11 protein-coding genes, 5 tRNA genes and 2 pseudogenes are annotated in these 12885 nt (G+C 66.0%); 12 read left to right on the top strand and 6 right to left on the bottom strand.

Annotated elements, in window-relative coordinates; genetic code table 11:
- Positions 1 to 188: 188 nt before the first annotated feature.
- The 3 genes from clpX to tig form a co-directional block, all read right to left on the bottom strand.
- The gene (gene clpX, locus CSC71_RS12950; RefSeq protein ID WP_162374798.1) at positions 189 to 1472 is read right to left on the bottom strand and encodes an ATP-dependent Clp protease ATP-binding subunit ClpX; all 1284 of its coding nucleotides are present in this window, start codon (positions 1470 to 1472) and stop codon (positions 189 to 191) included.
- A gap of 133 nt (positions 1473 to 1605) precedes the next feature.
- Complete coding sequence (gene clpP / locus CSC71_RS12955) at positions 1606 to 2232, bottom strand: ATP-dependent Clp endopeptidase proteolytic subunit ClpP (protein ID WP_162374799.1); 627 nt, start codon at positions 2230 to 2232, stop codon at positions 1606 to 1608.
- A 61-nt stretch (positions 2233 to 2293) separates the two neighbouring features.
- Entirely contained in the window at positions 2294 to 3589 is a 1296-nt protein-coding gene (gene tig / locus CSC71_RS12960; protein WP_162374800.1) for a trigger factor, read from the bottom strand.
- A 326-nt stretch (positions 3590 to 3915) separates the two neighbouring features.
- Between tig and CSC71_RS12965 the strand changes: the two genes are divergently transcribed.
- The 3 genes and pseudogenes from CSC71_RS12965 to CSC71_RS15770 all read left to right on the top strand — a co-directional run.
- Positions 3916 to 4923: an isocitrate dehydrogenase gene (locus CSC71_RS12965; protein ID WP_162374801.1), complete on the top strand. Its 1008-nt coding sequence runs from the start codon at positions 3916 to 3918 to the stop codon at positions 4921 to 4923.
- Between the two features lie 377 nt (positions 4924 to 5300).
- Positions 5301 to 5702: pseudogene (locus CSC71_RS15765) on the top strand (Na+/H+ antiporter NhaC family protein); the annotation flags it as partial.
- A gap of 75 nt (positions 5703 to 5777) precedes the next feature.
- Positions 5778 to 6383, top strand: a pseudogene (locus CSC71_RS15770) (Na+/H+ antiporter NhaC family protein); the annotation flags it as partial.
- Positions 6384 to 6435: 52 nt separating this feature from the next.
- Here CSC71_RS15770 and CSC71_RS12975 read toward each other — a convergent pair.
- Positions 6436 to 7197 carry a Bax inhibitor-1/YccA family protein gene (locus CSC71_RS12975; RefSeq protein WP_162374803.1) on the bottom strand — a complete coding sequence of 254 codons (762 nt, stop codon included), beginning with the start codon at positions 7195 to 7197 and terminating at the stop codon, positions 6436 to 6438.
- 154 nt (positions 7198 to 7351) lie between these two features.
- On the opposite strand from CSC71_RS12975, the gene CSC71_RS12980 reads away from it, so the two are divergent.
- From CSC71_RS12980 to CSC71_RS13010, 7 genes are all read left to right on the top strand, one after another.
- Positions 7352 to 7428: transfer RNA gene (locus CSC71_RS12980), tRNA-Pro, on the top strand.
- Positions 7429 to 7468: 40 nt separating this feature from the next.
- Positions 7469 to 7545 (top strand) — tRNA-Arg (locus tag CSC71_RS12985).
- Positions 7546 to 7575: 30 nt separating this feature from the next.
- Positions 7576 to 7652 (top strand) — tRNA-His (locus tag CSC71_RS12990).
- Between the two features lie 74 nt (positions 7653 to 7726).
- Positions 7727 to 7802: transfer RNA gene (locus CSC71_RS12995), tRNA-Lys, on the top strand.
- Positions 7803 to 8208: 406 nt separating this feature from the next.
- A complete protein-coding gene (locus tag CSC71_RS13000) occupies positions 8209 to 8394 on the top strand; it encodes a hypothetical protein (RefSeq protein WP_162374804.1) in 186 nt (61 codons plus the stop codon).
- 6 nt (positions 8395 to 8400) lie between these two features.
- Positions 8401 to 8985: a hypothetical protein gene (locus CSC71_RS13005; RefSeq protein WP_162374805.1), complete on the top strand. Its 585-nt coding sequence runs from the start codon at positions 8401 to 8403 to the stop codon at positions 8983 to 8985.
- A 458-nt stretch (positions 8986 to 9443) separates the two neighbouring features.
- Positions 9444 to 9528, top strand: a tRNA-Leu gene (locus CSC71_RS13010).
- Between the two features lie 22 nt (positions 9529 to 9550).
- On the opposite strand, the gene CSC71_RS13015 is transcribed toward CSC71_RS13010, so the two are convergent.
- Positions 9551 to 9949 (bottom strand): carboxymuconolactone decarboxylase family protein, encoded by a 399-nt coding sequence (locus CSC71_RS13015; RefSeq protein WP_162374806.1) that lies wholly within the window; start codon positions 9947 to 9949, stop codon positions 9551 to 9553.
- A complete protein-coding gene (grxC, locus tag CSC71_RS13020) occupies positions 9946 to 10224 on the bottom strand; it encodes a glutaredoxin 3 (protein ID WP_162374807.1) in 279 nt (92 codons plus the stop codon). The genes CSC71_RS13015 and grxC overlap by 4 nt, the downstream gene beginning before the upstream one ends.
- A 184-nt stretch (positions 10225 to 10408) precedes the next feature.
- On the opposite strand from grxC, the gene CSC71_RS13025 reads away from it, so the two are divergent.
- The gene (locus tag CSC71_RS13025; RefSeq protein WP_246192216.1) at positions 10409 to 12058 is read left to right on the top strand and encodes a M48 family metalloprotease; all 1650 of its coding nucleotides are present in this window, start codon (positions 10409 to 10411) and stop codon (positions 12056 to 12058) included.
- 102 nt (positions 12059 to 12160) lie between these two features.
- The gene (gene phoB / locus CSC71_RS13030) at positions 12161 to 12850 is read left to right on the top strand and encodes a phosphate regulon transcriptional regulator PhoB (protein ID WP_162374809.1); all 690 of its coding nucleotides are present in this window, start codon (positions 12161 to 12163) and stop codon (positions 12848 to 12850) included.
- Positions 12851 to 12885: the final 35 nt, after the last annotated feature.

Consider the following 12885-nt stretch of genomic DNA (forward strand, 5'->3'; position numbering starts at 1 on the left):
CCCTCAGCGCGCAGCGGCCGCACCGGCGTATGGAGGGGCGCAGTGGCGGGGATCCGGGGCATGGGGGCTCCTGCGGGGAAACGGGCGAGCCGGAAAGGCCAATGGCCCCGTTATGGGGCCATTGGCGGGAGGATGCAAGCGTTTGTCCGCACAACCTTGAACCGGGGCGGCTCGCGGGTCCCGGCGGTTCATTCGGCCGCCGCGATCTTCGCCTGGGGCGGATTCTGGTAGATCAGGTACGGTTCGGATTTGTGCTCGATGACCGACTCGTCGACCACCACCTTGCCGACGTTTTCCAGCGACGGCAGGTCGTACATGGTGTCCAGCAGCACCGATTCGACGATGGTGCGCAGGCCGCGCGCGCCGGTCTTGCGCTTGAGCGCCTTGCGCGCGATCGCCGACAGCGCGTCGGGGCGGAACTCCAGTTCCACGCCTTCCATGTCGAACAGCTTCTTGAACTGCTTGGTGATCGCGTTCTTGGGTTCGGTCAGGATCTTGACCAGGGCGGCCTCGTCCAGTTCCTCCAGCGTCGCGACCACCGGCAGGCGGCCGACGAACTCGGGGATCAGGCCGAACTTGATCAGGTCTTCCGGCTCGACCTCGGACAGGATCTTGCCGACCTCGACCTTCTTGCTCGAACTCTTGACCTTGGCGCCGAAACCAATGCCGCTGGCCTCGGTGCTGCGCTGCTGGATGATCTTGTCCAGCCCGGCGAAGGCGCCGCCGCAGATGAACAGGATGTTCTTGGTGTCGACCTGCAGGAATTCCTGCTGCGGGTGCTTGCGGCCGCCCTGCGGCGGCACGCTGGCGATGGTGCCCTCGACCAGCTTCAGCAGCGCCTGCTGCACGCCTTCGCCGGACACGTCGCGGGTGATCGACGGGTTCTCGCTCTTGCGGCTGATCTTGTCGATCTCGTCGATGTAGACGATGCCCTGCTGCGCCTTCTCGACGTCGTAGTCGCACTTCTGCAGCAGCTTCTGGATGATGTTCTCGACGTCCTCGCCGACGTAGCCGGCCTCGGTCAGCGTGGTCGCGTCGGCGATGGTGAACGGCACGTTGAGCAGCCGCGCCAGCGTTTCCGCCAGCAGGGTCTTGCCCGAACCGGTCGGGCCGACCAGCAGGATGTTCGACTTGGCCAGCTCGACGTCGTCGTTCTTCTGCCGGCTCTCGATGCGCTTGTAGTGGTTATACACGGCCACCGCGAGGGTGCGCTTGGCGCGCTGCTGGCCGATCACGTACTGGTCCAGCACCTCGAGGATCTCGCGCGGCTTGGGCAGGTGGCTGCGCGCCGACTGCGCCTTCTCCTCGAGCTCCTCGCGGATGATGTCGTTGCACAGCTCAACGCATTCGTCGCAGATGAACACGCTGGGGCCGGCAATCAGTTTCCGCACCTCGTGCTGGCTCTTGCCGCAGAACGAGCAGTACAGAATCTTGTTGCTGTCGCCGGAACGGCCCTGACGGTCTTCGCTCATTGCTTTGTTTGCCACTGGTTCGCCGGGTAGCCGGCGGGGGTTTCGGGTCCGAGAATAGCACAGGCTCCGGGGGACGCCAGCGCCGCCCCGGGGGGTGTGCAACCTGTTGATTCCGCTGGAATGATCGGCAGGCTCAGGACGCCTGGATCGACTCTTCCGGGCGCCGCTCCAGCACCTGGTCGACCAGGCCGTAGGCCTGCGCCTCGGCGGCGCTCTTGAAGTTGTCGCGCTCGGTGTCGCGCTCGATGGTTTCCAGCGCCTGGCCGGTGTGCCTGGCCAGAATCTCGTTGAGGGTCTGGCGCATCTTCAGGATCTCGCGGGCGTGGATGTCGATGTCCGTCGCCTGGCCCTGGAAGCCGCCCAGCGGCTGGTGGATCATCACCCGCGAATTCGGCAGGGCGTAACGCTTGCCCTTCGCGCCCGCGGCCAGCAGCACCGCGCCCATGCTCGCCGCCTGGCCGACGCAGATGGTGCTGACGTCCGGCTTGATGTACTGCATGGTGTCGTAGATCGCCATGCCCGCGGTGACGATGCCGCCCGGCGAGTTGATGTAGAAGCTGATGTCCTTCTCCGGGTTCTCCGCTTCCAGGAACAGCATCTGCGCGACGATCACGTTGGCGACGTGGTCGTCGACGCCGCCGACCAGGAAGATCACCCGCTCCTTCAGCAGGCGCGAGTAGATGTCGTAGGCGCGCTCGCCGCGGCTGGTCTGCTCGACCACCATCGGGACCAGGTTCAGGGCTTTGGTTTCGATGCTCATTTGCGTTCCTGTTGTCGAGTTCGTGCCGCCGCGCCGACCTGGTCGCCGGTACGCGATCCGCTTACTGGCGGATCGCGTCCTGGAAGGATAGCGCCTGCTCGGTGTGCTGGGCGCGCTCGGCGATCCAGTCGATCACCTGCTCTTCCATCACCCGGGACTGCAGCCCGGACATCAACTGGGGATCGTTGCGGTACAACTCAATGACCTGCTCCGGCTCCTCGTAGGTCGAGGCGATCAGGCGCAGGGTTTCGTTCAGGCGCTTCGGATCCAGACGCAGCTGGTTGCGGCGCGCGACCTCGCCGACCAGCAGGCCGACGAGAACCCGCTTGCGGGCCGCGTCCATGAAACCCTGGTGCGCGTCCGCCGGCACCTGCCCGACCGGCTGGCCGGCGCGGCGCGCCTGCTCGACCTGGTTGGCCAGCAGGGCGCGGGCCTCGTTCTCGACCAGGCGCGGCGGCATTTCCACGTGCGCCCAGGTGGCGATGATCTGCTCGCCGACCTCGCGACGCAGGCGGTTGGCCAGCGCGCCCTTCAGTTCGCGCTCGAGGTTGCTGCGGATGTCGGCGCGGAACTGCTCGGGGTCGCCGCTCTTCACGCCGAAGCTCTTGATGAAGGCCTTGTCGACCGGCGGCAGCACCGATTCGGCCACGTCGGTGACCTTGACGTAGACCTTGACCTGGCGGCCGGCCAGTTGCGGCACGCGCCAGTTGGCCGGGAAGTCGACGTCGATCTCCTTCTCCTCGCCCGCGGCCAGGCCGACCAGCGCATTCTCGATCTGCGGGAACATCACGCCGGAACCGATGATCGTCGCGCCCTTCTCCACGCCTTCGGCGGGCAGGCGCTCATCGCCGGCCTGCGACCAGGTCTCCAGCGCGACGCGGTCGCCTTCCTTCGCGGCGCGCTCGACGCTCTTGTACTCGCGGCGCTGCAGGCGCAGGTTCTCGATCATCTGGTCGATGTCGGCCTCGGTGACTTCCGAGGTATGGCGGATCACGTTGAGCTTGGCGACGTCGATGTCGCCGAAGTCCGGCACCACCTCGAAGGTGGCGACCCACTCCAGTTCGCTGCCGGCGACCGGCTCCAGGCGCGGGTTGCCGGCCAGGCGCAGCTCGTTCTCGCGCACGGCGGTGTCGAAGGTCTCGCGCAGCAGGCCGTCGAGGGCCTCGGCGCGCACCTGCTTGCCGAAGCGCTGCTCGATGACCTTGGGCGGGACCTTGCCGGGGCGGAAGCCCTTGATCCGCGCGGTGCGGGCGATTTCCTGCAGGCGGCCACCGATGTGGGTGTCCAGCCGCTCGGCCGGCAGGGTGAAACTCATGCGGCGCTCGAGGCTGCCGAGCGATTCCAGCGAAACTTGCATAAAACCTGACTCCTGCCGCCGCGGCGCGGCCGCGGCCTGTGTTGAATGGTGTTCGGCAGCCCCGGCCGGACCCCCGGTCCGGCTTCGGCTGAACTTGATATTTTGGCCGATTATGGCCCGGCCTGCCAGTAGAAGGCTGCGCCGCGGCGAAGCGGCCGGCCTCCGCTTCCCCCGCCGCAGGAGCGCTTTGCCGCCCGCCCCGCAAGGCGGGCGCGACCAAAGTCGCTTGGGCCGGCAACGGCCGTTCGGGCATAATTGCGCCTGAAACTTGTTCCCGCGCCCGGCCTGCCGGCCTCTGCGCACCTCCCCCTGTTCGGAATCAGACAATGACCCAGACGATTACGGTCATCCGTGGCGACGGCATCGGCCCGGAGATCATGGACGCCACCCTGTACGTGCTCGAAGCGTTGAAACCGGGCCTGAGCTACGAAGAGGCCGACGCCGGCCTGGTCGCGCTGGAGAAGCACGGCGAGCTGCTGCCGCAGGCCACCCTGGATTCGATCCGCAAGAACAAGGTCGCGCTGAAGAGCCCGTTGACCACCCCGGTCGGCGAAGGCTTCAGCTCGATCAACGTGGCCCTGCGCCGCGCCTTCGACCTGTACGCCAACGTGCGCCCGGCCAAGTCGTTCCCGAACACCAAGTCGCGCTTCCCGATGGGCGTGGACCTGATCACCGTGCGCGAGAACACCGAGGGCGCCTACATCGGCGAAGGCCAGTCGATCACCGAGGACGGCGAAACCGCGACGCTGATGCAGAAGATCACCCGCAAGGGCTCCGAGCGCATCGTCCGCTACGCCTTCGACCTGGCCCGCGCGACCGGGCGCAAGAAGGTCACCCTGGTGCACAAGGCCAACATCCTGAAGACCACCTCAGGCCTGTTCCTGAAGGTCGGGCGCGAGGTGGCCGCGCAGTACCCGGACATCGAGTGCAACGAGATGATCGTCGACAACACCTGCATGCAGCTGGTGATGCGGCCGGAGCAGTTCGACATCATCTGCACCACCAACCTGTTCGGCGACATCATCTCCGACCTGTGCGCCGGCCTGGTCGGCGGCCTCGGCCTGGCGCCGGGCGCCAACATCGGCAAGGACGCGGCGATCTTCGAGGCCGTGCACGGCTCGGCCCCGGACATCGCCGGCAAGGGCATCGCCAACCCGTGCGCGCTGCTGCTGGGCGCGGCGCAGATGCTCGACCACATCGGCCAGCCGCAGAACGCCGAGCGCCTGCGCAAGGCCATCGTCGCCACGCTGGAAGCCAAGGATTCGCTGACCCCGGACCTCGGCGGCAGCGGCACCACGATGACGTTCGCCAAGGCCATCGCCAGCCGCCTGTAAAAGCAGCGGCGGAATCGCGATCCACCGGAAACGGGACGCCGCAGCGTCCCGTTTTTGTTCGTGCCTGTCCCATCGGCGGGCTTGGACGGCCGAGCCGGAATCCGCAGAATTCCCGGCGCCCTCCCCCGGCAGGAACCCGTTCGATGTCCGTCCGTCCCAGCGCACTGGCGCTGACCCCACTGCCGCTGTTCCTGGCGCTGTTCTTCGGCGCCGGCGTGTATTTCACCCTGCACGGCGAAGCGATGGGCTTCTACCAGTTGCGCGCGCCGGTGGCGATCCTGCCGGCGCTGGCGTGGGCGGCGTGGCTGGCGAAGCGGCGCGGCCTGCCGGCCGGCGACATCCTGCTGCGCGGCATGGGCGACGCGAACATCGTGCTGATGTGCCTGATCTTCCTGCTCGCCGGCGCCTTCGCCACCGTGTCGAAGGCGATCGGCGCGGTCGATGCGGTGGTGCAGCTGGGCGTGGGCGCGCTGCCGTCGGCGCTGCTCCTGCCCGGGCTGTTCGTGCTAGCTTCGCTGATCTCGCTGGCGATCGGCACGTCGATGGGCACCATCGCCGCGGTGGTGCCCATCGCGCTGGGCGTGGCCGAGGCGGCGGGGCTGGACACCGCATTGGTGGTCGGCACGGTGATCGGCGGGGCGATGTTCGGCGACAACCTGTCGGTGATCTCCGACACCACGATCGCCGCCACCCGCACCCAGGGCGCGGAGATGCGCGACAAGTTCCGCGAGAACTTCAGGATCGCGCTGCCGGCGGCGCTGGCCACCGCGCTGTTGCTCGGCCTCGCCGGCGATTCGGCGCCGGTCGCCACCGAAACCGACGCTTCGCCATGGCTGCTGCTGCCTTACGTGCTGGTACTGGCGTTGGCGCTGCTCGGACTGGACGTGCTGGTGGTGCTGGGCCTCGGCCTGGCGCTGGCCGGACTGTTCGGATTCGTGTTCGCCGCCGACTATGGCCCGGTCGAATTCGCGGCCGATGCCTGGACCGGTTTCGAGGGCATGACCGAAATCCTGCTGCTATCGCTGCTGATCGGCGGCCTCGGCGCACTGATGAAGGAAGCCGGCGGCCTGGCCTGGCTGGCGCAGGCGATCGACCGCGTCGCGCGCGGGCACAAGGGCCGCCGCACCGGCGAATTCAGCATCGCCGCGCTGTCGGCCACCGCCGACGTGTTCACTGCCAACAACACCGTCGCGATCCTGGTGGGCGGCGGCGTCGCCCGCGACATCGCCGCGCAGCACGGCATCTCCCCGCGCCGCGCCGCCAGCGTGCTGGACATCTTTGCCTGCATCCCGCAAGGCCTGCTGCCGTACGGGGCGCAGATCCTGCTGGCGGCGTCGCTGTCCTCGGTGTCGCCGCTGGCGCTGAGCGGCAAGGTGTACTACTGCTGGATCCTGGCGGCGGTCACGATCGCCTTCATGCTGTGGCCGGGACGCCGGGAAAAAGCCGCCACCGGCACATGAAGAAGGGCGCATTCGCGCCCCTTGCCCCACCCTCCGGGAACGGCGGAAACCGTCAGTTGCGCGACTGCAGCTTCGACAGCAGGCGCAGGAACTCGACATACAGCCACACCAGCGCGACCAGCAGGCCGAACGCGCCGTACCACTCCATGTACTTCGGCGCGCCCTCTTCGACGCCCGATTCGATGAAGTCGAAGTCCAGCACCAGGTTCAGCGCCGCGATCACCACCACGAACAGGCTGAAACCGATGCCGATCAGGCCCGAGTCGTGGATGAACGGGATATTGACCCCGAACAGGCGCAGCGCCATCGACGCCAGGTACACCAGGAAGATGCCGCCGGTGGCCGCGGCCACGCCCAACTTGAAGTTCTCGGTGGCCTTGATCAGGCCGCTGCGGTAGGCGAACAGCAGCGTGAACAGGGTGCCGAAGGTCAGCAGAACGGCCTGGAACACGATGCCCTGGTACAGGTGGTTGTACAGCGCCGAGATCGCACCGAGGAAGAAGCCTTCGACCAGCGCGTACAGCGGCGCGGTGACCGGCGCCCACTGCTTCTTGAACGCGGTGACCATGGCCAGGACCAGCCCGCCGATGGCACCGCCCCAGACGTACACGGCGAAACCGGGCGCGATTTCGCCATCGGCGCCAAACGCGCGCGACCAGGCGAAAGCCGCCGTCAGCACGGTCAGCAGCAGCAGGAAGCCGGTCTTGTTGACCGTGCCGTTGAGGGTCATCGCCCCGGCATCGCGGGCGACGACGGCGCCGCTGCCGAGGTCGAGGAAGGTCGATTCCTTGAGTACCGGGTTGCCGCTGCGCATGGATATCCCCTGTGAGTCGATGGTTGCCTGCGCCGCAGGATACACCGGCCGGTTCCGGCGGCCTCGTGTTGACAGTCGCGGCGACGCTCCGGACAATGCACCTCCCGCGCACCGCAAGGCGCCCGGGGCGTCCGCAACGACCACTCGAACCCGCCGGGGTATAGCGCAGTCTGGTAGCGCATCTGCTTTGGGAGCAGAGGGTCGGGGGTTCGAATCCCTCTACCCCGACCAGCTCGGTTCAAGTCCGGTGCCGCTATCATGGGCAGCATCCGCGCCCGTAGCTCAACCGGATAGAGCACCGGCCTTCTAAGCCGGCGGTTGCTGGTTCGAGTCCAGCCGGGCGCGCCATCGGTCGATGGCGGACAAGGTTTTCCAGTGGTGGCTGTAGCTCAGTTGGTTAGAGTACTGGATTGTGATTCCAGTTGTCGGGGGTTCGAGTCCCCTCAGCCACCCCACTCCACAGGCGTTCCGTCACGACGGGATTGCCGGGCCGCATGGTAGCCGTTACACTATGCGACCGAATTAAATCGGGCCGTTAGCTCAGTTGGTAGAGCAGTTGACTCTTAATCAATAGGTCCAAGGTTCGAATCCTTGACGGCCCACCAATAAAGACAAGGACTTAGGTGCAAACCTGGGTCCTTTTTCTTTGGAAATTGGAAAAATTCCTGGAAAAACTCTGGAAAAATGAAGCCCTTCAAAGCCATGTGGAATGGTCTCAGGGGAGTTGATGGAGTTAGGGTGATCAATTGCTCTAGACGGCGCTTTGGCGGGGGTAAGGGGCATGACCAAATTGCCTAGGGCGTCTCATTAACGCCTAGACAACGTTGTACAATCCTTAACGCCGGCTGCCGAAAGGCTAAACAAAGCCGATAGCCGGTCAGGGGATCGGGGGCTTTTTTAACAATCTCCTAACAGATTTGTTGTAATTCTGGTCGTGGCGAAAAAACGCCACTGTCGGCCTGCCACGTGCAGGCCAATCGTGTATGCATTGAGGTACTAATGGAGACGCAAATGAACGCTCAACAGATTGCCAAAGATAAGCTTTTTGGCGAAGCGGGGCTGCGCGCGTCCAATTTCAAGCTGTTCCCGGGTCGTTCTAGGGACGCGACGGCTGAGCAGGTCGCTCAACAAATTGTCGGATCAATTGAACGGATCGAAAAAGGTGAGCTTCAAGTCGTCGAAGACTTCGAGGACTGATATTGCATGCCTTATGGGGATCTGTATCAGTACGCGCAAAGTCTTGCTCCGGTTGTCAACCGGAATTTGATCCGAGACAAGATAATCCAGCTGACCGGTATTGCCGGCTTTCGATGTTTTGTCGATCCTGGTCTGGATCCAAACATTACGAGCGGGTACTACGTGTCGCCGTCAAATGAGGATAGCCAGTTCGCTCGCCAAGCGAACGGCAGGCACGTCATCGCCTATGCCCAAGGCCTGAATCGGTGCTGGCAGAGATTCGTCACCGTCAAAGAAATGATGCATGTGTTCGATGAAGTGCTGGAGTGCACCAATTCGGAAGCTGACTTGGATCTGCTGCTTTCCAATTTCTACGGCGGTGCTGACACAAGTGGGGAAATCTGCCCGCAGATGAAATCCGAAGTTAAGTGCTTCTGGATGGCCGTCGGCGTGCTTTGTCCAGAGAGGACTCGAGTCGAGCTTCAGCAAAAGAGGGATGCTGGGGAGCTAACTGACTACCAGATCGCGGATTACCTGAAAGTTCCTGAGGTTTATGTTCCGAACTTCTTCAATCCGAGATACAAGCATTTGCTGGCAAGCCTTACTGACTGAACTTGGCGGCCTCCTATAAACCTCGCTTCGGCGGGGTTTTTGTTTGCGTCTGGAAATCCTTGAGCTACACATTGACGTCCGTTGATGGGGCTATTCCGTTTTTGCCCGGGAGCGGATGGTGCTCCTGCTCTCCAGTACCGGTGAAGATCACAACGGAGGGGTCATCCTTGGTTGCGTTCAGCTCCTTTGCCGCTGCTAGTTGGGTGTTCATGCCCCAGCAGCACCATCACGCTATGGGAACTTGGAAAAATTCCTCGCAAGTGCTTGAATGTGCGCCGCCTGATGTTGATGGTTTTGGAAATTTGGCGCGGCCTAACCTGTTGATCTAAGGCATCACTTGCGTTGCCTCTTAATCAATAGGTCCAAGGTTCGAATCCTTGACGGCCCACCAAACACAAAAGCGCCCGGGTAACCCCGGGCGCTTTTTCGTTGCCTGCTGCCGCTAGAATGGCCGCGACGCGAAAGTGGCGGAATTGGTAGACGCCCTGGATTTAGGTTCCAGTGCCGCAAGGCGTGGGGGTTCGAGTCCCCCCTTTCGCACCACCTCCCGGCCGCGCGCCTCCGGTCAGCCGTGGTCGTGCGCCGCCGGCGCCATCCCCTCGCCCGCTTCGAGCCGATCCAGGAAATCCACCGCGCGGCGCAGGTGCGGGATCACGATCGATCCGCCGACCACCAGGCCCACCGAGAACGCCTCGAAGAACTCGTCGCGACCCACCCCGGCTTCCTTGCACTGGGCGACGTGGTAGCTGATGCAGTCGTCGCAGCGCAGCACCAGCGAGGCAACCAGCCCCAGCAGTTCCTTGGTCTTCACGTCCAGCGCGCCGGCCTGGTAGGTCTGCGTGTCGAGCGCGAAGAAACGCCGCACCACCTGGTTCGGTTCGGCCAGGATGCGTTCGTTCAAGCGCCGGCGGAACGCGGCAAATTCCTCGACGCGGTTTGCCTCCCCGATGCGGTCGCTGCTCACGCGGCGCCGCCTTCGAGCAGCGGCTCGAGCTTGCCTTCGCGGTGCAGCGCCATCATGTCGTCGTAGCCGCCGACGTGGGTGTCGCCGATGAAGATCTGCGGCACGCTGGTGCGCCGGGTCAGGGCGACCATCTTCTCGCGCTCGGCCGGGTCGGCATCGATCCGGACCTCGGTCCACGAGCGGCCCTTGCTCTTGAGGAAATTCTTGGCCGCCACGCAGTAGGGGCAGACTGCGGTCGAGTAGATGGTGATCTTCGGGACGGCGGTGTCGTTCATGGGAATTCTCGCGGAGTCGTGCGGTCTGAGGACAATATGGTGGCACGATGGCCGATGCCCAATCCGGCAACCGGTGGAACAGTGCGGGCCGGACGCCCGTCCCTTAACCGCCTGTTCACTCGCCCGGCATGGGCAGGCGTCATCCTGCCCGCCTGACTCGACGGAGATCGCCTTGCGCCACCGCCTGCCCATCTTCCTGTTCGCCGCCGCCCTGACTTTCGCGGCCGGCACGCCGCCGGCCCCGGCGCAGGAGGCAAAGCTGCCGGACATCGGCTCCTCGGCCGGCGAAGTACTGACCCCGGCCAAGCAGGCCGAGTACGGCAGCATGGTGATGCGCGAGCTGCGCAACTACGGCTACCTGCTCGACGACCCGCTGATCGACCAGTGGCTGGACACCGTCGGCCGGCGCCTGGGCGCGAACAGCGACGATCCGCGCCAGCCGTTCACCTTCTTCATGCTGAAGGAACGGCAGATCAACGCCTTCGCCACCCTCGGCGGCTACATTGCGGTCAATTCCGGGCTGGTGCTGACCGCCGAGAGCGAGGACGAGGTTGCCGCGGTGCTTTCGCACGAGATCGCCCACGTGACCCAGCAACACGTATTGCGCGCGGTGGAGCGCGCGCAACGCGACCAGGTGCCGATCCTGCTGGGCATGCTCGCCGCGATCGCGCTGGCGCAGAGCGCCGGCGGCAACTCCAGCGACGACGCGGCGATGGCCGCGATGGCCAGCGGCATGGGCCTGATGCAGCAGCGCCAGATCGACTACACCCGTTCCAACGAGGCCGAGGCCGACCGCGTCGGCATCCACACCCTGTCGCGCGCCGGCTACGACGTCGATGCGATGGCCGGCTTCTTCGGGCGCCTGCAACTGGCGATGCGCGGCAACCGCGGCGACGAGCGCAGCCGGGTGCCCGACTACCTGCAGACCCACCCGGTCACCACCACCCGCATCAGCGAGGCGCACGATCGCGCCGAACAGCTCAAGCGCAGCGGCACGGTCGTCACTTCCACCACCGCCACGCCCGGCAACGTCCGCACCGAGAAATTCGTGCGCCAGCCCGACTACGCCGGTTCCGCGCCGGGCACGCTGAACCCGCTGCTGCCGTCCTCGCTGCGCCTGCCCCCCAGCGCGCCGGTCGGCGGCGACACCGGCCAGTTCGACTGGGCGCGCGAACGCCTGCGCGTGCTCAGCGCCGACACGCCGGCGGTGGCGGTGCGCGAATACGAAAGCATCCGCCGCAACACCCCGGGCGGCCTCAGCGACGCCCAGCAATACGGCCTGGCGCTGGCGCGGATGCTCGGCAGCGAGCCCGCGCGCGCCGCCAGCGACCTTGCCGGCCTGCTGAAGCAGGACCCGGACAACCTGTGGATCGCCCTGGCCCTGGCCCAGGCCGAATCCCGCAGCGGCCACGGCGCCGATGCCGAACGCCGCTTCGCCGACCTGCTGCGCCGCCACCCCCACCACCGCGCGATCGCCCTGACCTACGCGCAGGCGTTGAACGAACAGGGCGGCCGCGAAGCCGGCCTGCGTGCCCAGGCGATATTGCGGCCGCTGCTGGCCGCTTCCGCCGACGATCCGGTGTTCCAGCGCAGCTTCGCCCGCGCCTACGAGCTGGCCGGCGACCAGATCCGTGCCGGCGAGGCCTACGCCGAGGCCGCCTTCCTGAGCGGGCGCGCCGAGCAGGCCCTGGTCCAGTTGCAGAACCTGAAGAAGCGCGACGACCTGGACTACTACGCCCGCGCCCGGATCGACGCGCGCATCGCCGCGATCACCCCGCAGGTGCTGGAACTGCATCGCCAGGGCATCAAGGACCCGGACCTGGGGCGGCGCTGAGCAGGTCCGCGGCGGTGCGGCCGGCGGTTTCCGCGGCTGTCATGTTTCCGTCATGAAAATGTCGTCTACTGTCGCCGCCCCCTTGGAGACAGCGGACTTCCGGTGCAGAAGCACGTCCTGATCGTCGACGACGAACCCGCCATCCGCGACATGGTCGCCTTCGCCCTGCGCAAGGGCGAATTCGAGCCGGTCCACGCCGGCGACGCGCGCGAGGCGCAGGGCAAGATCGCCGACCGCGTGCCCGACCTGATCCTGCTCGACTGGATGCTGCCCGGCACCAGCGGCCTGGAACTGGCGCGGCGCTGGCGCAAGGACGCCCTCACCCGCGACGTGCCGATCATCATGCTGACCGCGCGCGGCGAGGAGAACGACCGCGTCGGCGGCCTCGAGGCCGGCGTCGACGACTACGTGGTGAAGCCCTTTTCGGCGCGCGAACTGCTGGCGCGCATCCGCGCGGTGATGCGCCGCGCGCGCGGGGACGACGAGGACGGCAGCGTCGGCATCGGCCCGTTGCGCATCGACGGCGCCGCGCACCGCGTGTTCGCCAACGACGCGGCGGTGCCGATCGGCCCCACCGAATACCGCCTGCTGCACTTCTTCATGACCCATCCGGAGCGGGTGTATTCGCGCGCCCAGCTGCTCGACCACGTCTGGGGCGGCAATGTGTACGTCGAGGAACGCACCGTCGACGTGCACATCCGCCGCCTGCGCAGGACCCTGGAACCGCATGGCGTGGAGCACATGGTGCAGACGGTGCGCGGGTCGGGCTACCGGTTCTCGGCCTCGGTCTGAAACGCGAAGTCGGCGGTTGGCGGTTCGTGGCCGGC

Source organism: Pseudoxanthomonas sangjuensis, assembly GCF_010211755.1.
GTDB lineage: Bacteria > Pseudomonadota > Gammaproteobacteria > Xanthomonadales > Xanthomonadaceae > Pseudoxanthomonas_A > Pseudoxanthomonas_A sangjuensis.

What these genes read in the sequence shown, in the direction of transcription:
- clpX (WP_162374798.1), bottom strand. Translation starts at nt 1,472, where the DNA reads ATGAGCGAAGACCGTCAGGGCCGTTCCGGCGACAGCAACAAGATTCTG.
- clpP (WP_162374799.1), bottom strand. Translation starts at nt 2,232, where the DNA reads ATGAGCATCGAAACCAAAGCCCTGAACCTGGTCCCGATGGTGGTCGAG.
- tig (WP_162374800.1), bottom strand. Translation starts at nt 3,589, where the DNA reads ATGCAAGTTTCGCTGGAATCGCTCGGCAGCCTCGAGCGCCGCATGAGT.
- CSC71_RS12965 (WP_162374801.1), top strand. Translation starts at nt 3,916, where the DNA reads ATGACCCAGACGATTACGGTCATCCGTGGCGACGGCATCGGCCCGGAG.
- CSC71_RS12975 (WP_162374803.1), bottom strand. Translation starts at nt 7,197, where the DNA reads ATGCGCAGCGGCAACCCGGTACTCAAGGAATCGACCTTCCTCGACCTC.
- CSC71_RS13000 (WP_162374804.1), top strand. Translation starts at nt 8,209, where the DNA reads ATGAACGCTCAACAGATTGCCAAAGATAAGCTTTTTGGCGAAGCGGGG.
- CSC71_RS13005 (WP_162374805.1), top strand. Translation starts at nt 8,401, where the DNA reads ATGCCTTATGGGGATCTGTATCAGTACGCGCAAAGTCTTGCTCCGGTT.
- grxC (WP_162374807.1), bottom strand. Translation starts at nt 10,224, where the DNA reads ATGAACGACACCGCCGTCCCGAAGATCACCATCTACTCGACCGCAGTC.